The sequence below is a fragment of the Cryomorphaceae bacterium 1068 genome, from assembly GCA_027214385.1.
Taxonomy (GTDB): domain Bacteria; phylum Bacteroidota; class Bacteroidia; order Flavobacteriales_D; family Cryomorphaceae; genus JAKVAV01.
In genome coordinates, this window is sequence record JAPVXR010000009.1 from 63,197 (window position 1) to 89,315 (window position 26,119).

Below are 26,119 nucleotides of genomic sequence, written 5' to 3' on the forward strand. Positions count from 1 at the left end.
TATAAAATTGATTGGATGGTAAAAATAGCCTAAAAATCAATAAGATTCTATCTCCTTTCCCCCCTTCAAAACCAAGATAAGGCTAACGATAGCAAATACATGAACAGCGTCTTTATTGGTAAACCACCCATCGAGCAGACTAAAGGGAAACAAGTAGAAGAATCCCGAAACCAGAGCAATCAGGAAAGATTGTTTGAGGTACTTCACTCCTACTCTATCTGTCTTATTCCAAGTGATGACGAGAATAGCGATGTAAGTAATTGCCAAGTCAACGACAGCCGGAAGAAAATCGAATGCGACAAACAACAAGAAAGCAGCAAGAACAAATTTCGCTACCAGAATGTAGGTCAACTTTCGAATAGGAAAGTCCGTTAGAGAAAAAACAGCCAAAGAAGAAAACAGGTTTGCGAGCAGCACAAAGTCGTTTTTCACCCACCAAACGGCAAAGTACTCCTCCGGGGTTAAATATGTAGGAAACCCATGACTAAGAACTCCGCCAGTTGCTGCCACTCCTAAACAGATGATAAAAAGAACCCAGAATCTAGACTCTCTTTTTTTTACATTTCGAGAGAGTATCGCAATCGTGAAACATGTGAGCGCAATGGCAATATTTGAAACCAATGCTCCCGGCTCATGGATATAAATCCCACCTATTTCTTGACCTGTAAGTTCAGTTGGGTACTTCAATTCTCTCCAAAATATATTTATTCCACTTATCGATAATCGGAAAAAAGATGCGCGAATAAAACAAATGTTTAGAAATCGAACTATCCGAGATCGGTTTTAATTTTCTTCATGGCGGTCATAGCACTTCTCAAATCTTTACCAATAGCTTCAATGGGATGGTTTCGGATGGCAGCGTTCACACGTATAAGCTCAACATTGTCTGCTGCATTTGAGTCTGAAAAAGACTGACCAATCACTTCAACTTCAATCGATTTCATGAAGTCAACCAACAATGGCTTGCAGGCGTGATCAAATAAATAACAACCATATTCGGCAGTATCTGAGATGACTCTGTTCATTTCATAAAGCTTCTTTCTCGCGATGGTATTGGCTATTAACGGCAATTCATGTAAAGATTCGTAATACGCTGATTCCTCAATGATACCGGTGCTAACCATCGTTTCAAACGCCAATTCCACACCAGACTTTACGAATGCCACCATAAGAACTCCATGATCAAAATATTCCTGCTCGGGAATGGCATCATTGGTGAGCGGAGTTTTCTCAAAAGCGGTTTCCCCGGTTTCAGCCCGCCAGCGCAATAAATCAGCGTCATCATTTGCCCAGTCGGCCATCATTGTGGCAGAAAAGTGACCCGAGATGATATCGTCCATATGCTTTTCAAACAATGGCTTAAGTATTTCCTTTAATTCTTCTGAAAGTTGATGTGCTTTAATTTTCGCAGGATTGGAGAGGCGATCCATCATATTGGTAATGCCTCCTTGCTTAAGAGCCTCTGTTATCGTTTCCCATCCATATTGAATCAGCTTTGCGGCGTAATTCGCATCAACGCCTTTCTCCACCATTTTATTGAATGCAAGTATAGAGCCTGTTTGAAGTACACCACAAAGAATGGTTTGCTCACCCATTAAATCGCTCTTTACTTCAGCAACAAAAGATGACTCCAATACACCCGCGCGGTCACCGCCCGTAGCTACAGCATAGGCCTTCGACTGATCCCAGCCTTTTCCTTCTGGATCGTTCTCAGGATGAACAGCGATCAAAGTCGGAACCCCAAACCCTCTTTTGTACTCTTCTCTTACTTCGGTACCGGGACATTTTGGCGCGACCATGATAACCGTAATATCTTCTCTGATTTTCATCCCCTCTTCAACAATATTGAAACCATGTGAATACGACAAAGTAGCTCCATTCTTCATTAAAGGCATTACCGCCTTGATAACATCGGTGTGCTGCTTATCAGGTGTAAGGTTGAGAACCAAATCTGCAGTTGGAACCAAATCTTGGTATGTTCCAACTGTAAACCCATTACTAGTGGCATTCTTAAAGGATGCACGTTTCTCATCAATGGCTGCCTGACGCAATGCATAAGAGATATCCAATCCCGAATCGCGCATATTCAAACCCTGATTGAGGCCCTGTGCACCACAACCTATGATCACGATCTTCTTCCCGAGCAAGGCTTTAACGCCATCCTCAAATTCTGAAGCGTCCATAAATCGACATTTGCCTAATTGATTTAGTTGCTGTCGGAGAGACAGAGTATTGAAGTAGTTTGACATGGAGATGTGGTTTATTTGTTAAATGCTTCGAGCATTTGAGTTATGTTCATTTTTTCTTTTGACACGGCAATGCGTCCTGATCGGGAAAACTGCATAATACCATAAGTACTGAACTCTTCGAAGAGTCGATCAATTTCTTCCTTCCTACCTGATTTTTCGACTACAAAGAACTCCCTGTTGACGGTAACAATTCGAGAATTGCTTTCTTTTACAATGTTTTGGATTTGCCGATCCTCAAAAAGCAGGTCAGATTTTATCTTGAAGATGCACGACTCCTGATAGATAATCTCATCATCAGTATGGTAGACGGCTTTAATCACTTCAACTTGCTTGGTGATTTGCCCGATGATTTTCTTCATCTGAGTTTCACTCATCTTGACCACAATGGTAAAACGTGATACGTTTGGTATTTCAGAAATCGATGAGTTGATGCTCTCAATATTGATGTGTCGGCGCTGAAAAATCGCTGAAATCCGATTGAGTAAACCGATGTTGTTTTCGGTGTAAACCGAAACCGTATATAATATTGTTTCTTCCATTTTAATCGAGTCTGATTTCAGAGACAGAAGCTCCTGTTGGAATCATCGGAAAAACGTTGTCTTCTTTTTCCACACAAACTTCCAGGAAATAAGCGTCTTTACTCGCCATCATTTCTGCTACAGCAGCTTTAAGATCTGCACGTTTTTTTACTCGTTTTGCTTCTATAGCGTAGCCTTTGGCAATGGTCACAAAATCAGGATTGGTCATTTCTGTAGAACCATAGCGCTTATCGAAAAACAGCTGCTGCCATTGGCGTACCATTCCCAAAAATTCGTTGTTCAAGACCACAATCTTTACCGCGGTTTTCTGCTGAAAAATGGTACCTAGCTCTTGTATGGTCATTTGATAACCACCATCGCCTATGATGGCCACGACCTCTCGATCAGGCGCGGCCATTTTAGCCCCGATAGCCGCAGGTAAAGCAAATCCCATCGTTCCTAAACCACCAGAGGTAATGTTGCTTTTGGTCGTGGTGAACTCAGCGTATCGACAGGCAATCATCTGGTGTTGCCCCACATCGCTTACTATAGCAGCATCGCCATTTGAGCAACTATTTATCTCTTTGAGAACCTCTCCCATTGTGAGGCCTTCCTTGGTCGGGTTGAGGTCAGAACTGATTACCTTCTCATATTCGATGGCGTATAGATCTTTGAACTTTTGATGCCACTCCAAGTGCTCATTCTTTTCGAGCAAAGGAATGAGCTTTGTTAATGACTCCTTTGCATCACCAACCACGGCGACATCCGTTTTGACATTCTTATCAACCTCTGCAGGGTCAATTTCAAAGTGGATTACTTTGGCTTGTTTGGCATAAGAGTTCAGATTTCCTGTCACGCGGTCATCGAACCGCATTCCGATCGCAATGAGCACATCACACTCATTTGTCAATACGTTAGGACCGTAATTGCCATGCATCCCCACCATTCCTACATTCAATGGGTGAGAAGTGGGAAGCGCCGATGCGCCGAGAATTGTCCACGCTGCAGGTATCCCTGCTTTCTCGACTACCTCTATAAGTTCTTTTTCTGCTTTACTAAGGATTACGCCTTGTCCCCAAACTATCAGTGGCTTTTTAGCTCCATTAATCAGCTTTGCTGCTTTGGCTATGGCTTCATCATCTGATGCAGGTATGGGTGTGTAGCTTCTTACGCCTTTGCATTTCTCGTAAGAAAAATCGAATTCCTCAAACTGAGCATCTTTCGTAATATCAACCAGCACAGGCCCGGGCCGGCCGCTTTTAGCGATATAAAAGGCTTTTGCCAGGACCTCCGGGATTTCGGATGCCTTGGTGACTTGATGATTCCATTTCGTCACAGGTGTAGAAATTCCGACGATGTCCGTTTCTTGAAAAGCATCGCTTCCCAAGAGGTGTGATGCTACTTGACCTGTAATACAGACCATTGGAGTAGAGTCAATTTGCGCATCCGCAATGCCTGTAATCAAGTTGGTTGCTCCGGGACCTGAGGTAGCCATCGCTACACCTACCTTCCCCGAGATTCGGGCATAGCCTTGAGCCGCATGAGTAGCACCTTGTTCATGTCGAGTCAAGACGTGATGAATCTTTCCCTGGTACTTGTACAATTCGTCATAGACAGGCATAATCGCCCCTCCGGGGTAGCCGTATAAAATGTCAACTCCCTCTTCGATCAAACAACGCACAATGGCCTCGCTTCCTGAAATTCGAACCGTTGCTTTCGGCTCTTGCTGATTTTCGGATAGAGTCACTTCCTCTATTTCCGTTTGTGAAGCTTCCTTCTTCATCACTTCCAACTTTTGGTTAGTACTAATAATCGATATTAGTTAAAATTCATCTGTAACGCAACCCTCTGACGCCGAGGAGACTGTTCTGGCGTATTTATATAGCACTCCACGATCAAACTTGAGTTTGGGGGCAACCCATTTTTTCCTTCTTTCTTCGAGTTCTTCCTCTGACACCTCTAAGTTTATGGTATTGCTATTTGCGTCTAATGAAATAATATCTCCATCTTTCACCAAAGCTATGGCACCTCCTTCTTGGGCTTCAGGAGTAATATGTCCGACTACAAAGCCGTGCGTGCCACCCGAAAAACGGCCATCGGTAATCAATGCTACTTCTTTTCCCAGGCCGGCACCCATAATAGCCGCAGTGGGCTTAAGCATTTCCGGCATACCCGGACCACCCTTAGGACCTTCATAACGAATCACGACAACGTCTCCTTTTTCAACCTTTCCTGCACGAATTCCTTCATTGGCATCATATTCTCCTTCAAATACTTTAGCCTTTCCTCTAAAGCTAAGTCCTTCTTTTCCGGTAATTTTTGCAACACTTCCTTTCAGAGCTAAATTTCCATAAAGCATTTGTAGGTGACCGGAAATTTTGATGGGCTTTTCGATGGGCTTAATCACATCTTGTCCTTCTTCCAAATCAGGTACCTCAGATAAATTTTCCGCCAAGGTCTTTCCGGTAACTGTCAGACAATCTCCATGTAGCAACCCTTTTCCCAGTAGGTACTTCAGTACGGCAGGAATTCCTCCAACGGCATGAACATCCTCCATTAAATATTTTCCACTTGGCTTTAAGTCTGCCAAAAACGGTGTACTGTCACTCACATCTTGAAAATCTTTGAGTGTAAATTCAATTTGCGCGGAGCGAGCTATCGCTAAAAAGTGAAGCACTGCATTGGTAGAACCTCCCAAAATAGTCACCAATCTAATAGCATTCTCCAAAGATTTTCGAGTGATGATATCGAGTGGTTTAATGTCTATCTCCAGCAATAATCGCATGGCTTCACCTGCTCTTATAGACTCTTCTCTTTTTTCCTCGCTCAGTGCAGGATTAGAAGAATTGTAAGGCAGGGCCATTCCCAAAGCTTCAATAGCAGAGGCCATCGTATTTGCGGTGTACATCCCGCCGCAAGCTCCTGCTCCGGGACAAGCTTTTTCAACAATGCATTGAAATTCTTTCTCGGTCATGGTTCCAGCTACTTTGCTACCCCATGCCTCAAATGCAGATACCACATCCAGTTTCTTTCCTTTATATGAGCCTGAGTCTATCGTGCCGCCATAGACCAAAATACTCGGACGATTTAAACGAATCATAGCTAATAAAGCACCAGGCATATTCTTATCGCAACCAACAACGGTAATCAGTCCGTCATAGCTCATTGCTTGAACAACGGTCTCCATCGAATCGGCGATAACATCTCTTGACGGCAAAGAATATCGCATTCCCGGTGTTCCCATAGAAATCCCGTCACTCACTCCGATTGTATTGAAAATAAGCCCTGTAGTGTCTTCATTCAGCGTTCCTTGCTTTACCAATTTCGCTAAGTCATTCAAATGCATATTACATGGATTGCCTTCATAACCTGTGCTGGCTATACCGATCATCGGCTTCTTCAAGTCTTCCCTCGTTAATCCAATGGCGTGAAGCATGGCTTGCGCCGCGGGCTGAGTAGGGTCCTGAGTAACAGTTTTACTGTATTTATTCAATTCTTTCATGCGGTACTTTACTTCACTGTAATTATTTCAACTTTCAGAACTCTTATATGCAAAGATATCAGTGATGGCAATAATAGTTCGAATATCTTAAATCAAATCAAGCTTATCAAGAAAATACCACATCAGAATGTGGATATTTTAAAATTAGCAAAACTTCCCCCTCTACCTTCAGCTTGCTGTATAGCAAGTAAATAAATCCCGTGGGGCAGAGACGACATTGAAATGGAATGGCTTCCACCTAAGAGGATTCTGTTCAAAACGAGTCGGCCCGAGATATCAAATAGATTCATTTGGTAACTCCCTTCAGGCAAAGCTTCAATGGTAAGTCGATCTGCACTGCTGTATACTTTCAATCCCGGAATACCTTGATTCTCTGTATCGACAGTAGCTCTGTGAATTCTGTAAACGGCACCCGTCACTTGAGCATTTGTGGTCATTCCACCGGCTATGATCCACTCGTCATCCGACACTCTAGCGATTCCCCTTAAGTCCATAATAGCGAATGGTGAGTTCTCGAAAATTGCCCAAGTATTTGCAATAGCATCGTAAGTTCTGATTTCTTGGTGCGGTTGAACCACAGCACCTCCGGAGTATGCCAGTCCATCGAAATTATAAGCTGTCTCTGCACCTCCTATCCAAATCACTTCGTCTCCGAAAGAAGTGCAAGCCATACGGTAGCCGTCAGGCAGATTTATATCAGGCTCCAAAGACCAAAGTATATCCGTAGGGTCCTCAGGATTGATAATACCTTTCCTGAACTCATTGGACGCAATGAAGTTGAATCCCGAAATCTTTGTTCCTCCGTAGTAATAAATCGTATCTCCGATAATAGTTCCTGAAGCTCCAAAGGCCTCAAAAGTATTTGAGTTTGGTGTGGAGGTTGCAGCAGTCCATGTGTCATTGGTAGGATCATAGATCTGAACATCATTCACATTTGTGTTTTGGCTCCAGCCTGTAATCACGTAGATAAGGCTATCACGCCAAACTGCTTGAACATGATCGTCAACCGGAACAGGAATATCAGCCCCATCCTCTAACCAAACATTGGCATCGGCATCAAAGCGATGAACCTTTTCAGAAGTCTGCTCGCTGAAATTTGGAAAAACGTGATACCCTCCGATCAGATAAATGATATTATTCACAGTAGATGCTCCTGCAGCTATCTTTCCTTGAAAGTCATCCACATCGGGAAGTTGTGTCCATTCATCTAAAATGTAGTTGTAACGCCAAGATTTCAGATGAATGTCTTCTGGCTCCAACCCTTCTGAAATTCCTGTAAAGCTGTATACACAAAGCGTATCTCCTGCGAAAGCTTCAACAACTGAATTATTGGAAACGGGTTCAGGCATTGACGGTAGGACATCCCAGTCCCACCCACCTTGGGAAAAACCCAATAAAGGCATTAAAGCAAAAAGTATCAATGGTCGTTTCATAATTGAAAAGTTTTCGGCATTGACAAATCAAGTGTTTCTTTTCTCAGCAACAAAAGCTAACATGTAAAAATGAGCCTTTCCTGAAACGAAACCTTGAATATTGAGTAAAAGGTAATAGATTTAACACATGATTTTGAGCCCGACGTATTATTACAGCCCGCTCCCTATCGGGTTTATGCAGTAAGTGTGTCAAAATAACTTATTCGATCCGATTCTATTTGAGTCGGGTTTTTTTATATCCAAAAATTGATGAATCAGAATTACAGGAAGTACACGGCAGAAGATTTTAAGGTATGGGAAACCCTCTTTGAGAGGCAAATGGAGATTCTACCTGAGCTGGCCTCTCAATCGTATTTGGAAGCAGTAGATGTGGTCAAATTCAAGAGTGATAAAATTCCCGACTTCCAAGAGGTAAATGCCATTCTGAAAGAAGAATCGGGCTGGCAGCTGAAAGTAGTACCGAATATTATTCCCAATGAAGAGTTCTTTCCTCTCTTGTCAAATCAGACCTTCAGCGCAACGACTTGGCTCCGAAAAATGTCACAACTCGACTACCTGGACGAACCTGATATGTTTCATGATGTTTTCGGTCATGTACCACTTTTGAGTAATCCTACTTTCTGCGCATTCTTCAAAGGACTGGCGGAGATCGCAATGAAATATATTGATGACTCTAAGGCAATTGAGATGCTTGGAAGAATGTATTGGTTTACCATAGAGTTTGGCTTAATCAGAGAAAATGGCTCCCTCAAAATATACGGCGCGGGAATACTTTCCTCCCATGGAGAAACAAAATTCAGTCTTTCAGACGAACCTGAACATCTCGAGTTTGACGTAGCAGCTGTACTCGAGCAAGACTACGACAATATGAAAATTCAGGACAAGTATTTTGTCATTGAAAGCTTTGATCAATTGTTTCAAAGTTTAGATAAAATTGAAGAATATGTGCAGTCAAAAGTTGAGACGCCCATTCAAAACCCAGTCGCCTAAACGACAAAAAGAACGGGGCTGTAGTAGTTTCTACAGGGAAGCTAAACAAACCTATTACATTTATTCAAAATGCTTAAAATGAAACACTTCTTTACCCTGATTTTGATTGCCCTTTCAGCAGTTGCTACCGCACAAGTTGACGACAGAACAGAAACCAATTGCGACGGAAACATGCGCAGTATCTATCAAGTCGGAGATGAAGGTTTACCATTAATCGTTGCTTCAAAAGGATTTGACTGCTCTATTTGCATTAGTCAAGCAGACGATGTGAAAGAATTTGCAGATGCCAATGAAGGTATTGTCGAGATTTGGGGGGCTATGACTTTTCTAAATCCTTCTTCCACTCCTACTTGTGGAAATGTCGCAGAATGGAACAGCACTCACTCTTGGGGAGAGACTATTTTTTCATTTGCTGATGTAGATGAGTTTTGGTTTGTAGGAGGTACTCCGAGGTACTATGTCATACATCCATCTACTCGTGAAATTGTTTACCAAGGATCTAGTTTCTCAACTGCATCAACAACAGCCTTGGGTTTAGGAACTACTAATACTGATAATGCCATTGATGATGGAGATTTTCAAGTATATCAAAGAAACACAGGACTTGTCGTTAAAAAGCCTGCAACCCTTTCGGGTGAATTAAGAATATTCAATATCGTAGGTCAGGAAGTATTTTCAACCATTCTAAATTCAGAAACGGAGCAATCAATATTAGATTTTGCACCTAGCGAGGGAGTCTACATCTCCAGCTTTTATTCTGAAGGGCTTCAATTGAGTACTAAGTTTATTTTCAAAAATTGAGTCTGACCTAAACTCTTCCGATCATAAATTCTGAATTTATTTTGTTTTCGTAGTGATGAATATTTCGTTCGTCAGGCTATTGGATGGCTCTATCTAAAATTTAGGTATTGCGATGGTTTGATTAATAAATTGCACGTAAAAGAAAGTCAGAGGAGGCTTAGCTTTAGAAATCAAATTAGCGCATAAAACCCGTTTAGCTAACAACGTGAATACGCGAACTGAGATGGCGAAAGAGTTGAATTTATATCCCGATCGTAATCCAAACCCTGTATTTACTATCGATGGCAATGGAGATTTGACTTACTCTAACGCCGCCGCACTGAATGTTCTGGAACTCTGCGGAAGTGAGCCAGAGTATACGGTTTACCCGCAAGGGTTTATCGAATCCGCCATAAAGGCTATCAAAAGCAAAACAGTTCAAAAAAGCACTTCTTCTGTAGAAAATTGCCATTTCAGCTTCACCTTCTGCCCTAGGAAAAACGAGAACTTGGTGGATGTTTTTGGAAAAGACATCTCTGAGGAAGTAAAGCTCCAAACTCATCTATCGATCATCAGCGATTTTGCAACTGCTCTGCTCGATGCGCAAACAGAAGACGATGTAGCACGGACAATTGCTAGTGAAGCCATCGCAAAACTCTCATTAGTTGATTGTGTGGTCTACATTGTAAATCGTAAAAATGGCTCACTTGAGCAAAGAGCTGCTCATGGACCAAAGAGTCCCAAATCCTTGAGAAATTCTGTGAAGGATCCCATCAGTCTCAATTTCGGAGAGGGCATTGTAGGCTTGGCAGCAACTGAAAAAAGAACGGTTATCATCGATGATGTCTCTCAGGATAGTCGTTATGTGCTAGATGATGAACAAAGGTTTTCAGAAATAGCGGTTCCACTAATAGCTGATGACGAAGTGATTGGAGTCATAGATTCCGAACATCCCGAAAAGAATTACTTCACCGGTGATGATGCAAAAATCCTTGAGGCTATAGCATCCATAGCCTCTTCGAGGATTCAGCACTCACGCACCCTTGAAGAGTCAAAATACACTGAGGTCAAATACAGAAGCTTCGTAGAAAATGCCTTTGGAGGACTTTACATCCTTCGCGATGAAGTTTTTGATTATGCGAATGATCAGTTTTGTGCAATGACCGGCTATTCCTTGGAAGAACTCAGGTCGCCTGATTTCGACACTCAGAAACTGATATTTGAAGCCGATCAGAGAGCTCTCCTTGCCATGCAAGCCAGAACACGCGGTGATAATTCTCCTAAATCCTATCAATTGGAGATTAGAACAAAAAAGGGCAATCTGAGCTACTTAGCAATTAATACGTGTGTTCTCAAGGATGAAAAAGGTTATTTCACCCTGGGTATTGCACTCGACATTACTGAAACGATTCAGTCTCGCGTTCAGCTCGAAGAAGTGATCGCAACGCTAGAGAAAAAGACCGAGGAGCTCAATGAATTCGCTCATCTTGCCAGCCACAATTTGAGGGCTCCCGTGACTAACCTAATTGGACTTCTGGAGCATTTCAACTACACTAACCCTAACGATTCTACAAATGAAATTATTCTCGATAAGTTTTCGAAAACAGTTATCCAACTGAATTTGACACTGGAAGAAATGCATCAAGTTTTGCGTGTTCGAGCAAAAGACACTGTTGAATTCAAAACCATAAATCTGAATGATATCGTAGACGGAGTAAAACATCAACTCAGTGAATCGATCAGAGAGGCCAATTTTAAAATTCAAACAAACTTCGAGTTGGAGACCATCCATTACGAGAAAGCTCACATTGAGAATCTCTTCTTAAATCTAATCTCCAATGCCTTAAAATACCGAAAGAATGAAGTTGATCCGATTATTGATATCCACGCATCCAAAATGAACGAGCATGTAAGGCTTATTTTTAAGGACAACGGACTGGGAATTGATTTAGACAAACATGGAAAGAACCTTTTTGGGATGTACAAGCGCTTCCACAGCAATCCCGACGGCCGAGGAGTAGGATTGTATTTGGTGAAAAGACAACTAAATGCTTTGGGAAGCACTATTTCTGTGGAAAGTGAACCCAACCTAGGAACTTGTTTCACCATATTTTTAGCAAAAAAATAGAGCCTATTCGATAAAATGGAAACAGGAAAAAAACGTCGTAAAGAACAAGAAAGCTACAGAACTATGAGAATAATGGTAATTGATGACGATTCTACTTTTCTCTTTATTTTTCGAAAACAGATCGAAAAATTAGAAGAAATTATGATAGTCAATGAATCAAGAAATGGTTCTGAAGCTATAAGTTATCTTAAAGGGACAATAAATAATCTGGGAGAAATGCCTGATTTAATAGTTCTGGATTTGAATATGCCCGTTATGGACGGATGGGACTTTTTGGATGAATACGTAAAGATTTGTGAAAACGGAGCTCAAAAAGTTCCCGTGTGTATCCTATCCTCGACTATCAATCAAGCAGATTTTGATCGTGCCAATACCTACGAATCGGTTAAGAGCTTTTTTTCTAAACCTATAACTTCAGAACAGCTCAAGACCATGAAAAAAATCTCTGAAATTTATTAGACCGTCCACCTTCCTGTCTGAGTCGGCGCTTCCAAAGCCTTACGAAGCAATCGGAGGTATTCGGTTCTCGAAATATTCTCTGCTCCTAAGCTCTCCAGATGTGAAGTTGGCACTTGACAATCCACAAAATCAAAATCGCGCTCTTCCAAAAGCCTGCAAAATCTAATAAAGGCCAATTTGGACATATTCTTTTCAATGCTAAACATGCTTTCGCCAAAAAAGGCACGTCCAAGGCTCACTCCGTATAGCCCACCAACCAGTTCTCCGTCACGCCATACTTCAGCACTATGAGCTACACCCATTTGATGTAAGGAGGTATAGACATTCATCATCTCTTCACTTATCCAAGTGCGGGATTTACCCCTTCCTGGGGCATTGGCACATGATTTCATCACTTGTTCAAAGGCCGTGTCCAGAGTAAAGATATATTCATCAGAGTTGAGGTAAGGACGCATGCTCTTTTGAACACGCAAATGATCAAAGAAGAGAACACTTCGCGGGTCAACGCTCCACCACAAAACCGGGTCTCTTTCGTTAAACCATGGGAAAATCCCCCTTTCGTATGCGCTTAGGATCCAATCTTCTCGGAGAAGTCCTCCTACGGCTAGAAGGCCATCTTCATTGGCATCTTCGGGGTTGGGGAAGAACAAGTACTCAGAATCTAAACCATATACGGGCATAGGGCAAATATAGAATTCACTAAACGAACTAAGGGAACGGTTTAAAGAAGTAATTTTATCCTCGTGGATGAACTTATTTTAAGGATTCAAACAGCCATGGAGAAACCTCTTCCGGGCTGGGATGCTCATAGCAAGATGATCAATTACATCAGACCCAGTGCCATTGATGTCGAAAAGGTAGACCCCGAAGCGAGGCATGGAGCAGTGCTGGCCCTTATCTATCCTGTAGATAACATACCTCACGTAGCTCTGATGTTGCGAAACACTTATGAAGGCACCCATAGTGGACAGGTGAGCTTCCCCGGGGGTAAACGCGAACAGATTGACAAAGATTTGATCCAAACGGCTCTCAGAGAAGCACACGAGGAGATGAATATCCGGCCCGAAGAGGTTACTGTGGTAGGACCACTTTCCAAAGTGTATATACCCCCTAGTCGATTTCTGGTTGCTCCTTTCGTCGGGTATTCGCAAAAAAGACCCAACTTCAAACGCGATCCATTGGAGGTAGCTGAGATTATCGAAGCTCCGCTTCACATCATTTTAGAAGAAAGTTCTATAAAGCAAAAACCCATATTCGTGCAGGTGACCAACTCCGAACTTGAAGTCAAATATTTTGATATTTTGGGACATACTGTATGGGGAGCCACAGCAATGATGCTTAAAGAGCTCGCTGAAATATTGACCGAATAAATCTCCGTTAAGATGCGTATACTATTATCTTTTCTGCTACTACTTACTGCTACAATTGCCAGTTACGGCCAAACTACGAACCTTGATACATATCCCAAATTTTCATACGACAGGGTCGTTAAAGTCGGTATCAAGATCAGTGAACCGTTTATTATTGAATCGGCAGGAGAGGCGCAATATGAAGGACTCAGTATTTTTCTTTGGGAACGCGTAGCTTCTGATCTAAATGTGAATTATGAGTACCGCACCTTCGACAACTTGACCGACTTGCTCGAGGCCGTTCAGAATAATGAGGTAGATATTTCAATCAACCCTCTAACCGTCACCCCCGAACGGTTAACGAACATGGAGTTCACCCAACCATTTTTCATTACAAACCTAGCCATCGCAGTTAAGAAAGAGCAACAGGGACCGATCATGCGATTGCTTCAAAACATTTTCTCTTGGAAATTCTGGACCGCGATAGCGCTTTTGGCCTTTGTCATTTTAATCTTTGGGTTTTTCGCATGGATATTCGAGCGCAAGCATAACGAAGAAGAATTTAGCAGAGACGCAAAAGGACTATGGGATTCTTTCTGGTGGAGCGCCGTTACTATGACCACGGTAGGCTACGGAGATAAGTCCCCAAAAAGCACTGGTGGCCGAATTGTTGGGTTGATCTGGATGTTCACCGCAATTATTATCATTAGTGGGTTCACGGCTTCCATAGCGTCTTCGCTCACAGTAGGTCAGCTTTCTCTGGATATTAGTAATCTAGATGATTTGGAGGACGCACGAGTCGTAGCTATAAGCGGATCTACGTCACATACATTTTTGAACTCTAAAATGATTGCTTCAAATGAAGTCGTATCTGTTGATAAAGCTCTGGAGATGCTATCTTCAGGTAATGCCGATGCATTCGTATATGACGAGCCTTTGCTCAGGTATAAGATCAATCAAAATAAACTCCATAACGAAATAGACGTTGCCCCTGCAAGGTTTTTAACCCAATACTACGCATATGCCTTGCCTCTGGGTCAAGCCAGAAAGGCACTCAACCTTGCTATCATTCAGCGCATTGAAACGTTGGAATGGAAAACAGAATTGGCGTCGTTCGAGTTGGAGTAGCTTAGTATGCTTTCTAATTATTTCGCGAAGCGACCAATCACATCTTCCGATACTCCGGTAAAGCTAAAACCTCCATCGTGAAAGAGGTTCTGCATAGTCACGTACTTTGTAAAGTCGCTAAATAGGCTGATCACGTAGTTCGCACAATCCTCTGAACTAGCATTTCCCAGAGGGCTCATGCTTTCGGCGTAAGCCACAAACTCGTCAAAACCCTTTACACCGCTACCTGCTGTAGTTACTGTAGGAGATTGCGAAATAGTGTTGATGCGCACCTTCTTTTTCACTCCGTAGTGATACCCGAAGCTTCTGGTGATGCTTTCCAGCAATGCCTTAGCATCAGCCATGTCATTGTAATCAGGGAATACACGCTGTGCTGCGATATAAGAAAGCGCTACTACTGAGCCCCAGTTATTGATGGCATCTTTTTCATAGGCCGTCTTCAAGACTCTGTGCAAACTCATTGCTGAGATGTCGAGCGTTTTGTGGTAAAAGTCGTAATTGGTTTCGGTGTAATGCTTGCCTTTTCTCACATTTGGAGACATTCCAATGGAGTGAAGCACAAAATCTACCTTTCCGCCAAAATGCTCAGTGGCTTTATCAAAAAGGTTCGCCAAATCCTCATTGCTGGTGGCATCAGCAGGAATTACGGGTGCATTACCACACTTTTCAGCTAAAGTGTTGATTTCTCCCATTCGCAATGCGATCGGTGCATTGGTTAAGACAAATTCTGCTCCTTGTTCGTATGCTTGCTCTGCCACTTTCCAAGCGATAGACATATCGTTGAGGGCTCCGAAGATGATTCCTTTTTTTCCTTTGAGTAGGTTATTGGCCATGATTGTGACTTCTTAGTGATTAAGGCGACAAATATAGAAAAAGGGAGCAGGGTTCAGTTAGCCAGTAATAAATCTCTAGCATTATCCATGGCGGCAGCCGTAGTTTCTGCTCCACTAAGCATTTGGGCGATTTCTACTACCCTCTCTTTCTCGTCCAATTTTTCAATTCGCGTTTTAGTATGGTTATCTGATTCCTCTTTAAAAACTTTGAAATGAGTCTTACCCTTGGAAGCAATTTGAGGTAAATGAGTAATGCTGATTACTTGCTGATTGACGCCCATATCTCTCATGATTTTCCCCATTGAGTGAGCCACCTCTCCAGAAACTCCTGTATCAATCTCATCTAAGATAATCGTGCGGCCGCGAGAAGCAGACAGCTTCTTAATAGAAAGCATCAATCTCGATAGCTCTCCACCCGACGCCACATTTTTCAATGGCTCAGGCTTTCGACCCGGATTGGCGCTAAAGCGCATTTCCAAGCGATCAAAACCATTTGGCGAAGGATTATCCATCTTATCAAAATTCAGCTCAAATGAAGCTTTCTTCATATTGAGCAGTCCGAGTAGCTCTTCCAATGAGTTGGTGAACTTTGAAGAATTTGTATTTCGCCTTTTACTGAGATCCTCTCCTGCCTTGCTAACCAATTCAAGTCCGTGTTTCACATCTTTTTTCAGTAACTCGATTGCTTCTTCGAGTTGCTCACTCCCGGAAATGCGCTGAGCTAGTTCATCTCGCCTAGCTTTGAGCGAGGAAACTCCCTGAACCATGTGCTTCTGTTCAAGCCTAAAAATGACGGATCTGATTTCGTCCAATTGTGCCAAACGTTCTGGGTTCATCTCAATATCACCAGCCGCATCTTGAGTTTCGGAAGCGATATCGTCCAATTCGATGATGGCGCTCCTGATTCGATCATTCAAGTCCTTATATACCTGGGAATATTCGGAGATATCATTCATCAATGCACCAAGCTCCTTCAAGCTGGAAAGAATCGGGCTTTCACCTTCAATCAGTACATCTACAGCACCATGAAGCTTTTGAGCGATTTCTTCGCTATTAGAAAGCATATGGTACTCTTCTTCTAACTCCTCCTCTTCAATTTGATCCAAATTAATTTCATCAAATTCTTTGAGTTGAAAGGTGACGAAATCCATCTCCCGTCTGTCTTGGGCCAGATTTTCCTCCAGTTCTTTCAGCTTCTTTTGAGCGGTCGCATAAGAATTGAAAGCTTTGAGGTAGTTCTTTTTCTCCCGGCCTGCCTTGGCAAAAGCATCGATTACTTCAAGCTGGAAATCGGGATTGTTAAGCTGGATAGTCTGATGTTGAGAATGAATATCAACCAGTTCGAGGGCAATCTCACGCAGCAGTTTCAAATTAACGGGAGTATCATTGATGAAGGCGCGACTTTTTCCTGAGGCGAGAACTTCTCTTCGCAAAATCGAAGTTACTTCAAAATCAAGGTCGTTTTCATCGAAAATGACTTTCCACTTTTCTGCATCGAGCGCAAACGCTCCTTCTACGATGCATTTCTTTTGCCCCTCCTTCACCACGCGTTTCTCAGCGCGCTCACCCAGAATCAAACTGAGTGCACCTAGAATGATGGATTTTCCGCTACCCGTTTCTCCGGTGATGATATTGAGACCATCAGAAAGATCAATCTCCAGATGATCAATCAGCGCATAATGCCGGATGGAAAGATGTGTAAGCATGGACTAAAGATACGTCGGAAAAGAAAACAGCAATCAGGTTATTTACCCTTTTGCATCTTGTCATATTTGGCAAGATTTCCTGGGTCCACTTTCGAAACGACTTCGTAAACTTGGTTGCGTTCAGGCGGATCGGCTTCTGTGAATAGATTCACGATCTCGTCACTTTTCGCCAAGAAGAATTGCTGAGTATTGTATGCCAGCGGCTTAACCCGGTGCACCTGCTCAAAATTCTTGAGACTATTCATAATGGTTTGCCGCGCAGGACGCATCTTTTCACTCATTAAGTCCAGACCTTGTCTGTGATAAGTATACAGTGTCTCGCGCATGGGCTCAAAGGTTCTGTGAAGAATATCTTCTACCAACCAATACCTGTTCTTATCTCCTTCAAATGCCTTCCAGCCTTCAAAGTTTGAAACTTGGGCACTTTGAACGATACGCTGTGCTTGTTGATAGTAAGGGGTGCCTCCTTTTTCGGAGAAAGTATCGTAATCAAAACCAATGATCATATACGCGTAGAATGCCAGTGTAGACACCAAATTATTCCGAAACTGATCAGGATTGAAGTTGTACTGAGTGTTTTGAAAATAGTCAAAAGTGAGGTTGACATCTCTCACATTCAGTATGGGTGTGTGGTAATCTGTGCCGTATACGGGACGTGTAGAAATAACCTGCAATTCTGCACGATAAGTGTTTGAACTCGCTCTGGCCTCGGTAATATTTAAGACAATGCTGCATTCGATTCTTTCCTCAATCGAAAACTTATCATTGGTCCATTTCCGATTATTCATAAACTCGAAAATGTCGCTTTCCATTTGCTCAAAAATGGCGGGGTTCACACCTTGAATTTGCGGGTAGATAACATCCACTTGACAATTGAGCTCTTGAGCCTTAGAATTCAAAGTAAAGACACCAAGCACGGAAAGGATGAGTAGTAATTTTCTCATAAAAAATGTTCCTTGATAAAGTGAAGGAGGTCAACGGCAATTTCTCGCTTCGATTTTAACTCCGATTCTTCAATTTTATTGCCTGACACGAAAGTAACCTTATTCGTATCAAAGCCAAAACCTGCTTTTTCATCAGCCAGGGTATTGAGCACGATCAAATCGCATTTCTTGTGCTCCAACTTCCCTTTTGCATTTGCCAGAGCATCATTGGTCTCCAAAGCAAAACCTACTAAGACTTGACTCGACTTCTTATCTCCAAGGGTTTTGAGAATATCAGGAGTTGGCTCTAGGTCAATGGTCAATAGATCAGCAGACTTCTTCAATTTATGATCTGCGACTGCTCTAGATCGATAGTCCGCCACGGCTGCAGAAAGTATCGCAACATCACATGACTCAAAAAGTGGCGTTGTGGCCTCAAACATTTCTTGAGCGGTTTGCACACGAATGAGATTCACTCCTTTTGGAGGATCAAGACTTACAGGGCCTGAAACAAGATTTACTTCTGCCCCCATCGCCAAAGCAGCTTCAGCTATGGCATAGCCCATCTTACCCGTACTTCGGTTGCCTATGTAGCGCACAGGATCGATAGGTTCTTGGGTAGGTCCGGCCGTGATTAAAACCTCTTTCCCAAAAAGAGGAGCTTTTCCTTTCAGGTCTTGCTCAATAAAGGCTCTGATTTCTTCGGGCTCGGCCATTCTACCTTGCCCTTTCAATCCACTTGCCAGTTCTCCGCTCCCGGAAGGAATATGAATATTTCCTCGTTCTACGAGTGTATCAATATTGGATTTGTTCGCTCCATGGGCATGCATATCGAGATCCATGGCAGGAGCAAAATAGACAGTACATTTGGCACTTAAGTAGGTTGTGAGTAATAGGTTGTCAGCCTCTCCGTGAGCCATTTTGGCCAAAGTATTGGCAGAGGCGGGTGCTACCACCATGAGGTCGGCCCAAAGTCCGAGTTCAACGTGGTTGTTCCAAACACCGGCGTGAAGCGGCTCTTTAACAAAATTGTTAAGGACAGGACGTTTACTCAGGGTGCCTAGGGTTAAAGGCGTAACAAAAGAACTCGCAGCATCCGTTAGGACTACCTGAACTTCTGCACCCGCCTTTATAAACTCTCTGACTAAAAAAGCTGACTTATATGCGGCTATGCTTCCCGTAACGCCTAATAGAATACGCTTACCTCGAAGCATGGCACCAGAAAAGAATTACGCGTTTCCTTCTTCCTCTTCTTCGTGACGACGGAAGTAGATTTTATCATCCAAAAGCTCTTGAATGGAAATCGATTGGGGCTTAGGAAGACGCTCGTAAAATTTTGAAATTTCGATTTGCTCTCGGTTTTCAAATACCTCCTCCAAATTGTCTTGGCTGGTAGCAAATTCTTGCAATTTAGCATTGAGCTCTTCTTTCATCTCACTGCTGATTTGGTTGGCACGCTTCGACATAACCACAATAGCTTCGTAGATATTGTTGGTTTGTTTTTCGAGGTTGTGCACGTCGCGCGTAATAGTTGTACGCGCTGCATTCGTATTTTTGAAATTCATATCCCGGGTTTAAAACTTCATTTTATCCAGTTCGCGAAGGGCATCAGCATAATAGTCTTCTGCCTTTTTTACGTAATCGCTGTCCTGAAAAGTGTCCACAAATTTATGATAATGTTCGATGGTAGCGTTCAATCGCTCTTCTTTCTTTGAAGCAATGCTATTAATTGCCAGTAAATAAGAGCTTTTCACAACTAAAAATTCAATTTCTTCTCTGTGAGGGCTATCTGGGAAATCCACAAGCATGTTCTGCAACGCTACCGTAGCCGACTTATAGTCTTCTGTGAGGTAATAGAGCTTTGAGTTGTCAAAAGCTTTCAACTCAAGCTTTAACCTCAACTCATCGATCATAGTGTTGGTGCTATCTTTCAGCTCTGACTCGGGGTAGCGATTCAGAAATAACTGGAACTCATCTATCGCCAGTTCGGTATCCGTTTGATCCAAATTGGAAACAGGCGAATTGAGATAGCTGCAATAAGCCGACTTAAATAAGGCCTCTTCCGCTCTGGAACTTCGAGGATAGGTCTTTGTAAAATTCTTGTAGTAATAAGCCGCGAAGTAGTAATCTTCTAACGCAAAATGTGAATTTGCTATGTAATAATGGATCTCTTGACTTCGATCTGACCCACGAAAAAGCGTCCCCAATTCATCAAAGAGTGAAAGGGCTTTGCTGTATTGCCCTTTTTCATAATACTCCACAGCCTTTGTGTACTTGTATTCCACATCCGTGCTCTTAGTAACTTTCGCGTACTCAGAACAAGAACTAACAAGGACTACCAGAAGTATGAATATGAATCTCACGTTTCGCAAAATCATCGCGCAAAGATACTTTCTATTTTAAGATTGAAAAGACATTTAGGATGAGTTAACAACGAAAGGTTGTTTGCAGTTATTTTAAGGATATTTTGCCATGAGTTAATTAAGCGGTATTTTCGCCGCTTGAAATAACTGTCACTCATATTTTTATGCAAGACATATTTGACAAAATCAAGAACAACAGAGGTCCTTTAGGCCGCCACGCCAAAGAGAGCCATGGATATTTCACATTCCCAAAGTTGGAAGGTGAGATTGATCGAAAGATGCAATTTCGAGGGAAAGAAGTTTTGGTATGGAGTATCAATAACTATCTGGGCCTTTCGAATCACCCCGCAGTTCGCAAGGTAGACGCTGATGCTGCCGCCGAATGGGGAATGGGTTATCCGATGGGTGCCCGAATGATGTCCGGCCACACGTCAAAGCACGAAGAGCTCGAAGAGCAGTTGGCCGACTTCATGCAAAAAGATGATGCTTTCTTGCTCAACTACGGATATCAAGGTTGCCAGTCGGCAATTGAAGCCTTGGTAGATCGTAATGATGTAATCGTTTACGACTCTGAGTCACATGCGTGCATGGTAGACGGTGTTCGCCTTCACCAAGGAAAACGCTTTGTTTACAAGCACAACGACATGGAGAGTTTCGAAAAGCAACTTGAAAGAGCTGCGAACTGGACGGAAAAAACAGGAGGAGGAATCCTAGTTGTAACTGAAGGTGTATTCGGAATGGCAGGAGACCAAGGAAAGCTCAAAGAAATCGTTGCTTACAAGGAGCAGTACAAATTCCGTCTATTCGTAGATGATGCCCATGGTTTTGGTACCATCGGTGAAAACGGAAGAGGTGCAGGAGATTATCAGGGTGTGCAAGCAGAAATTGACATTTACTTCGGAACTTTTGCGAAAGCTATGGCTACCATCGGAGCATTCGTTGCAGGTGATGAGCAAGTAATCGAGTACTTGAAGTACAATATGCGTTCACAGACTTTCGCCAAGTCGCTTCCGATGCCAATTGTGGTTGGAGCGCTCAAGCGATTGGAGATGATGCGCACCGAACCTGAGCATAAAGAAAATCTTTGGAAAATCGCTACTGCCCTGCAAACCGGATTGCGTAATGCAGGATTTAATTTGGGTGTAACCAATAGTCCTGTAACTCCTGTATTCCTTAAAGGAACTTTAGGAGAAGCAACTAACCTTACGATGGACCTGCGTGAGAATCACAATATCTTCTGTTCTATCGTGGTTTACCCCGTAGTGCCGAAAGAAGTGATTATGCTGCGCTTGATTCCTACTGCAGTTCATAAGCTGGAAGACGTGGAGTACACGATCGAAACATTTAAGAAAATAAAAGTGAAACTCGAAGCGGGCGAATACGAAGCCGCTGCCGAGATCGTCGACTGGCGATAAGTTTTTACATATTGAAAAATGGAAAGCCGCTTCTGAAAAGGAGTGGCTTTTTTGATTTTGGGTTAGAGATTCACCCAATAAGTCATTTGTTCATAAATTAATGGCTCATTGATAACCGCCTAGCATTAGTTCTTCAAAAAATCTTCCAAAAATCAAGACCTTCCTGTAAGGATTCCTAAAATCTGCCACTAACCGATCAAAAGCCAGAAATTGAGTAGTGATTTTTACATTTTATCCATTTTGCCTCACGCAGGAATCATCATCAAGATCTGCAGGGCGTACACCGATACTGAGGCAGATTTCGAAGACTACTACCAAGAAGTTTGCCTACAAATCTGGAGAAGTAAAGACAATTTTAAGGGACAGTCTGAATGGTCTACCTGGATTTACCGCCTCACTTTAAACGTTTGCCTCACATTGTTGAAGAAGTCTAAAAAGAAAAAGCAGCACTTCTCATCTGATCATGAACCAGTAGATATTCCTGATGAAAGCCAAACAGACTTTTCAGACGAATCTCTGGCAATGCTCTATACAGCAATCAGACAACTATCTGAAGTAGATCGGGCTGTAATCCTTCTCTATTTGGAAGAAAAGTCTTACCAAGAAATATCAGAAATCATTGGTACTAATGCCAACAATATAGGGGTGCGCATAACCAGAATAAAAGAACGACTTAAAATATTATTAGATGGAAAAATCAATTGAGAACATTTGGAAAGAGGGCTTCCTCAAAGGAGAAGCCTTGGTAGCACCTAAGGTTAATGACTTGTACAATCGGAAGTCGGTTCACATTATTGATAAGTTCATGCGAATGTTTCGAAAGAATATTTGGGCCATTATCATTGCTGCGGTCATCATTCTTCTCACTTCTTTCATGGCGGGTGCACTTCTAGCAGGAGCCATAGTGTCAATCATGCTGATGTACATTGCTTACACCGCAAAGTTTGAAATGGACGCGCTAGCCAAAGTCGACAAAGGTCAAAACAGCTACAGTTACCTGAAGTCTTTTCAGGACTGGTTAAACCAATCCATTGAACGCTATGGAAAAATGTATCGCGTTGTTTATCCCGCGCTGATTCTGTGCTTTTACTTCGGAATATGGTTCTCCGATATTTTTGGTGAAATGCGTCAAAAAGTGGCTGAAAGTTCAGATAATCTCATTTTTGGAATGCACGTCCCTACCACTGTTACAATGATCATCGCCGCCTTAACCATGGCGTTTTTTGCAAAGACCATCCACCGCGAAGACGTGAAGTTTATTTATGGAGGAATCTTGAAGAAGCTGGATGAAGCAATGACTGAAATGGATGAATTGAGGAAAGAGGGATAGCACAGCTAAATTTCACTCCGCATAAAACCAGAGACTTTGTGAATCCTCAGTTGCAAGTATCACCCCAGCAAGTAGCCCAATCCGGGAGGCTGATGAAGCAGCCAGCCGGTAATGCTATACCTTGACGCTTTAGATGACAAGACTTCATGTGGTACGGCATCACTTTTAAAGAGAATCATTCTGCCTGGTAAGGGTGCTACGTCTTGGTGAGTCCCATCTTTGGCATAGAGCCGCAGCTCTCCCCCATGCTCTGGCTTCCAATATTCGTTGAGGTAACAAATCATGGATATCAGTCGATTGCTGCGAGAGTCGAATTGATCAAGGTGTCGCTTATAGAAGGAACCTTCAGGGTAGTGAGCCAAATGAAACTCACTGCCTGAAATACTTAAAAAGCAAAGTCGATTCAGATGTGCAATGGCTTCGTCTACCTGAGTAAAAAATCCGTGAAGCTCACTGTCGCGCTCTCGCTCGAGCCAAAAGATCTCATCACTCCTGATCCCTTTTTCTATTCGAAATTCGTTCAACGCACCGATGCCGGCTTGTTTAAACTCGTCCAGTTCTAATTTCTTTTTCAAGAAATTACGCGAAATCGTTAAGACTTCGGTTGGCAAGAAGTCATCGAGGATCACCCAGTCGTTTTCGGCCAAATGATCGGCCCTGGTCTCCCAGGGATCCAATTGTAGATCTTTCAAATATCAAAGAATCATTGGGTGAAGGTAGAGAAAAGAAGGTCTCAATAACTCACTACTTTTCAGTGATTCTCGCCAAACAAAAAAGAATCATTTTCAGCTGAAAATGGATGTACTCTTCTGAACAGAATGATCTTTCTACTATGAACCCATAGAGCTCAGTCCAATTGAAATCGATAACATTCAGAAACTAATTTATCTTCAATAAATATGAGTCTTTCTACTTTATCAAATAGCTCTTTGCTTACACGCTTGTCTTCAAAGCTCGAAATCTGAACGAATTGAAAGTTCAAACCGCTTAAGTCTTACTGTCAATCCTTTCTTTTAATGACGCTGTTACCTTCAATGAATCACCGGGAGCAATCAAGTTGAACTTGGGAAAACCAGTCTCCGCCGACTCTTTATACATCCGACGATAACCAAAACCTCCGACCATTATAAAGCCTTTACCTGAAACTTTTTTTTCTGGCTGAAACAATAAAGAATCTGACAAACAACTTTTGAAGAAAGCAAGGTCTTTATATGTTCTAACACCGACGGAATCTGCACTTGTGTTAACGTACATAATCTGAATTGAAGAATCCGATACAGACAGAATGGTAGATTTTATCCTTCCGTCATTTGCCTGACCCAATAAACTTCTCAAGTGTTGATCACCTTCGAGCATTTCTTTCGGTCCGGAACAGGAAAAAAAAATCATGGCAAGACTGATTAAAAGTGCCGCTAAAAACCCTCTCTGAAGCTGTTGTTCATTTTTGATTGAAGCTCTCCTGTTCTTCATTTCAAAACGAAAGGTAGACAAAAGGTGTATTACCCTGGAATGTAACCCAAGTCGCATTTTATCCAAAGGCCATCTGTTACCTTTGTGATCATCAACCAGTAAAAAGTAATTCAATATGAAAATAGAACAGATTTATACCGGATGCATCGCTCACGCAGCTTACTATATAGAAAGCAATGGCGAAGCGGCCATTTTTGACCCATTACGAGAAGTACAACCCTACATCGATCGCGCCGAGAAAAGCAAAGCGAAAATCAAGTATGTTTTTGAAACGCACTTCCACGCAGACTTTGTCAGTGGTCACTTAGACTTAGCTGCAAAAACAGGAGCTAAGATCGTTTATGGCCCCACTGCCAAACCTGGTTTTGAAGCTTTGGTAGCTGAGGACAATCAAGAATTTAAAGTCGGTGGTGCAACCGTAAGAGTTATCCACACTCCGGGACACACAATGGAATCGACAACATATCTCTTGATCGACGAAGATGGAAAAGAACACGGAATCATCACCGGAGACACCTTGTTCATTGGCGATGTTGGTCGTCCTGACTTGGCGCAGCATGTGATTGCCGATCTCACAGAGAAAAAGCTTGCTGCTCATCTCTATGATTCGTTGCGAAACAAGATTATGCCTTTGAGCGATGATCTCATTGTATACCCGAACCATGGTGCAGGAAGTGCTTGCGGAAAGAAAATGAGCAAGGAGACTACCGATACCTTGGGAAATCAAAAGAAAACCAACTATGCCCTCAATCCTGAATTGAGCAAAGACGAGTTTATTGACGTCCTCTTGGAAGGACTGACAGCTCCCCCGGCCTACTTCCCTAAAAATGTTTTGATGAACATTCAAGGGTACGAAGCCCTCGATACAGTAATCGAAAGAGCTAGTAAGCCCCTAACGCCGGAGGCATTCGAGTTTGTAGCCAATGAAACCAGAGCGCTGATATTGGACACGCGTGATGCCGAAGATTTTGCAAAAGGATTCATCCCCAATAGTATCAATATCGGCTTGGAAGGAAACTTTGCGATGTGGGTTGGTGAAATGATCAGGGACATCAAACAAGAGATTCTTTTGGTTACCGATAAAGGAGAACAGGAAGAAGCGATGATTCGACTTTCTCGTGTAGGATATGACCACACCATCGGTTTCTTGGAAGGTGGATTCGACGCTTGGAAAGCTTCGGGAAAAGAAGTAGACAGCGTGAAGCGACTTTCTCCTGAGGAGTTTGCAGCTAAATATGACGAGAAACCGCTGGTGTTTGACGTTCGAAAAAAGAGTGAATTCGACTCAGAACACGTAGTAGATGCCGTAAATGTCCCGTTGAACCAAATCAACGATCACTTAGCTGAATTCCCAAAAGACAAACCATTTATGGTGCATTGTGCAGGTGGTTACCGCAGTATGATTGCGGCGTCAATCCTCAAGCAAAGAGGCTGGGACAATTTTGTGGACATCCGCGGAGGCTTTAAGGAAATCGCTGAAACGAAAGTTCCGAAAACAGACTATGTTTGCCCGAGTACTTTGCTCTAGCATGAGTACTAGGAA

The 26,119-nt window shown here is 42.6% G+C and carries 25 protein-coding genes; 10 read left to right on the forward strand and 15 right to left on the reverse strand.

The window, feature by feature from the left end; genetic code table 11:
• Positions 1-36 precede the first annotated feature (36 nt).
• The 6 genes from O3Q51_11980 to O3Q51_12005 all read right to left on the reverse strand — a co-directional run bounded on the left by O3Q51_11980 (position 37) and on the right by O3Q51_12005 (position 7,702).
• Positions 37-687 (reverse strand): hypothetical protein, encoded by a 651-nt coding sequence (locus O3Q51_11980; protein ID MCZ4409533.1) that lies wholly within the window; start codon positions 685-687, stop codon positions 37-39.
• A gap of 80 nt (positions 688-767) precedes the next feature.
• Positions 768-2,249 carry a ketol-acid reductoisomerase gene (ilvC, locus tag O3Q51_11985; protein ID MCZ4409534.1) on the reverse strand — a complete coding sequence of 494 codons (1,482 nt, stop codon included), beginning with the start codon at positions 2,247-2,249 and terminating at the stop codon, positions 768-770.
• A gap of 11 nt (positions 2,250-2,260) precedes the next feature.
• On the reverse strand, positions 2,261-2,788 hold the full coding sequence (ilvN, locus tag O3Q51_11990; GenBank protein ID MCZ4409535.1) for an acetolactate synthase small subunit: 528 nt from the start codon (positions 2,786-2,788) through the stop codon (positions 2,261-2,263).
• Between the two features lies 1 nt (position 2,789).
• Entirely contained in the window at positions 2,790-4,550 is a 1,761-nt protein-coding gene (gene ilvB / locus O3Q51_11995) for a biosynthetic-type acetolactate synthase large subunit (protein ID MCZ4409536.1), read from the reverse strand.
• Positions 4,551-4,589: 39 nt separating this feature from the next.
• On the reverse strand, positions 4,590-6,269 hold the full coding sequence (ilvD, locus tag O3Q51_12000; GenBank protein ID MCZ4409537.1) for a dihydroxy-acid dehydratase: 1,680 nt from the start codon (positions 6,267-6,269) through the stop codon (positions 4,590-4,592).
• A 122-nt stretch (positions 6,270-6,391) separates the two neighbouring features.
• Complete coding sequence (locus O3Q51_12005; GenBank protein MCZ4409538.1) at positions 6,392-7,702, reverse strand: T9SS type A sorting domain-containing protein; 1,311 nt, start codon at positions 7,700-7,702, stop codon at positions 6,392-6,394.
• 249 nt (positions 7,703-7,951) lie between these two features.
• On the opposite strand from O3Q51_12005, the gene O3Q51_12010 reads away from it, so the two are divergent.
• From O3Q51_12010 to O3Q51_12025, 4 genes are all read left to right on the forward strand, one after another.
• Positions 7,952-8,692: a phenylalanine 4-monooxygenase gene (locus O3Q51_12010; protein ID MCZ4409539.1), complete on the forward strand. Its 741-nt coding sequence runs from the start codon at positions 7,952-7,954 to the stop codon at positions 8,690-8,692.
• Positions 8,693-8,770: 78 nt separating this feature from the next.
• Positions 8,771-9,493, forward strand: a complete 723-nt coding sequence (locus O3Q51_12015) for a T9SS type A sorting domain-containing protein (protein MCZ4409540.1) — start codon at positions 8,771-8,773, stop codon at positions 9,491-9,493.
• 205 nt (positions 9,494-9,698) lie between these two features.
• Positions 9,699-11,600 (forward strand): ATP-binding protein, encoded by a 1,902-nt coding sequence (locus tag O3Q51_12020; GenBank protein ID MCZ4409541.1) that lies wholly within the window; start codon positions 9,699-9,701, stop codon positions 11,598-11,600.
• A 15-nt stretch (positions 11,601-11,615) separates the two neighbouring features.
• On the forward strand, positions 11,616-12,059 hold the full coding sequence (locus tag O3Q51_12025; protein ID MCZ4409542.1) for a response regulator: 444 nt from the start codon (positions 11,616-11,618) through the stop codon (positions 12,057-12,059).
• On the opposite strand, the gene aat is transcribed toward O3Q51_12025, so the two are convergent.
• A complete protein-coding gene (gene aat, locus O3Q51_12030; GenBank protein ID MCZ4409543.1) occupies positions 12,056-12,739 on the reverse strand; it encodes a leucyl/phenylalanyl-tRNA--protein transferase in 684 nt (227 codons plus the stop codon). The two genes, O3Q51_12025 and aat, sit on opposite strands and share 4 nt — an antisense overlap.
• A gap of 96 nt (positions 12,740-12,835) precedes the next feature.
• Here aat and O3Q51_12035 point away from each other — a divergent pair, with 96 nt between their 5' ends.
• The gene (locus tag O3Q51_12035) at positions 12,836-13,429 is read left to right on the forward strand and encodes a CoA pyrophosphatase (protein MCZ4409544.1); all 594 of its coding nucleotides are present in this window, start codon (positions 12,836-12,838) and stop codon (positions 13,427-13,429) included.
• A 12-nt stretch (positions 13,430-13,441) separates the two neighbouring features.
• Positions 13,442-14,536: a transporter substrate-binding domain-containing protein gene (locus O3Q51_12040; protein MCZ4409545.1), complete on the forward strand. Its 1,095-nt coding sequence runs from the start codon at positions 13,442-13,444 to the stop codon at positions 14,534-14,536.
• A 17-nt stretch (positions 14,537-14,553) separates the two neighbouring features.
• Here the strand turns inward: O3Q51_12040 and O3Q51_12045 are convergent, their stop codons facing one another.
• From O3Q51_12045 to bamD, 6 genes are read right to left on the reverse strand one after another with little or no spacing between them, the layout of a single operon-like run.
• The gene (locus O3Q51_12045; protein ID MCZ4409546.1) at positions 14,554-15,369 is read right to left on the reverse strand and encodes an SDR family oxidoreductase; all 816 of its coding nucleotides are present in this window, start codon (positions 15,367-15,369) and stop codon (positions 14,554-14,556) included.
• Positions 15,370-15,422: 53 nt separating this feature from the next.
• Entirely contained in the window at positions 15,423-17,075 is a 1,653-nt protein-coding gene (gene recN, locus O3Q51_12050; protein MCZ4409547.1) for a DNA repair protein RecN, read from the reverse strand.
• 38 nt (positions 17,076-17,113) lie between these two features.
• Entirely contained in the window at positions 17,114-18,019 is a 906-nt protein-coding gene (locus O3Q51_12055) for a DUF4835 family protein (GenBank protein MCZ4409548.1), read from the reverse strand.
• A complete protein-coding gene (gene coaBC, locus O3Q51_12060; GenBank protein ID MCZ4409549.1) occupies positions 18,016-19,212 on the reverse strand; it encodes a bifunctional phosphopantothenoylcysteine decarboxylase/phosphopantothenate--cysteine ligase CoaBC in 1,197 nt (398 codons plus the stop codon). Before coaBC ends, O3Q51_12055 begins: the two co-directional genes overlap by 4 nt.
• Before the next feature lie 15 nt (positions 19,213-19,227).
• The gene (locus O3Q51_12065) at positions 19,228-19,563 is read right to left on the reverse strand and encodes a DNA-directed RNA polymerase subunit omega (protein MCZ4409550.1); all 336 of its coding nucleotides are present in this window, start codon (positions 19,561-19,563) and stop codon (positions 19,228-19,230) included.
• A 9-nt stretch (positions 19,564-19,572) separates the two neighbouring features.
• Entirely contained in the window at positions 19,573-20,361 is a 789-nt protein-coding gene (gene bamD / locus O3Q51_12070; protein MCZ4409551.1) for an outer membrane protein assembly factor BamD, read from the reverse strand.
• Positions 20,362-20,525: 164 nt separating this feature from the next.
• Here bamD and O3Q51_12075 point away from each other — a divergent pair, with 164 nt between their 5' ends.
• From O3Q51_12075 to O3Q51_12085, 3 genes are all read left to right on the forward strand, one after another.
• The gene (locus O3Q51_12075) at positions 20,526-21,776 is read left to right on the forward strand and encodes an aminotransferase class I/II-fold pyridoxal phosphate-dependent enzyme (GenBank protein MCZ4409552.1); all 1,251 of its coding nucleotides are present in this window, start codon (positions 20,526-20,528) and stop codon (positions 21,774-21,776) included.
• A gap of 210 nt (positions 21,777-21,986) precedes the next feature.
• Complete coding sequence (locus O3Q51_12080; protein MCZ4409553.1) at positions 21,987-22,481, forward strand: sigma-70 family RNA polymerase sigma factor; 495 nt, start codon at positions 21,987-21,989, stop codon at positions 22,479-22,481.
• Entirely contained in the window at positions 22,465-23,106 is a 642-nt protein-coding gene (locus O3Q51_12085; protein MCZ4409554.1) for a hypothetical protein, read from the forward strand. The genes O3Q51_12080 and O3Q51_12085 overlap by 17 nt, the downstream gene beginning before the upstream one ends.
• Before the next feature lie 59 nt (positions 23,107-23,165).
• Here O3Q51_12085 and O3Q51_12090 read toward each other — a convergent pair whose 3' ends face one another.
• Together O3Q51_12090 and O3Q51_12095 are read right to left on the reverse strand one after the other, a co-directional pair.
• Positions 23,166-23,798 (reverse strand): 2OG-Fe(II) oxygenase, encoded by a 633-nt coding sequence (locus O3Q51_12090; protein MCZ4409555.1) that lies wholly within the window; start codon positions 23,796-23,798, stop codon positions 23,166-23,168.
• Between the two features lie 295 nt (positions 23,799-24,093).
• A complete protein-coding gene (locus O3Q51_12095) occupies positions 24,094-24,576 on the reverse strand; it encodes a hypothetical protein (protein MCZ4409556.1) in 483 nt (160 codons plus the stop codon).
• A 115-nt stretch (positions 24,577-24,691) separates the two neighbouring features.
• Between O3Q51_12095 and O3Q51_12100 the strand changes: the two genes are divergently transcribed.
• A complete protein-coding gene (locus tag O3Q51_12100; protein MCZ4409557.1) occupies positions 24,692-26,104 on the forward strand; it encodes an MBL fold metallo-hydrolase in 1,413 nt (470 codons plus the stop codon).
• The last annotated feature ends 15 nt before the right edge of the window (positions 26,105-26,119 follow it).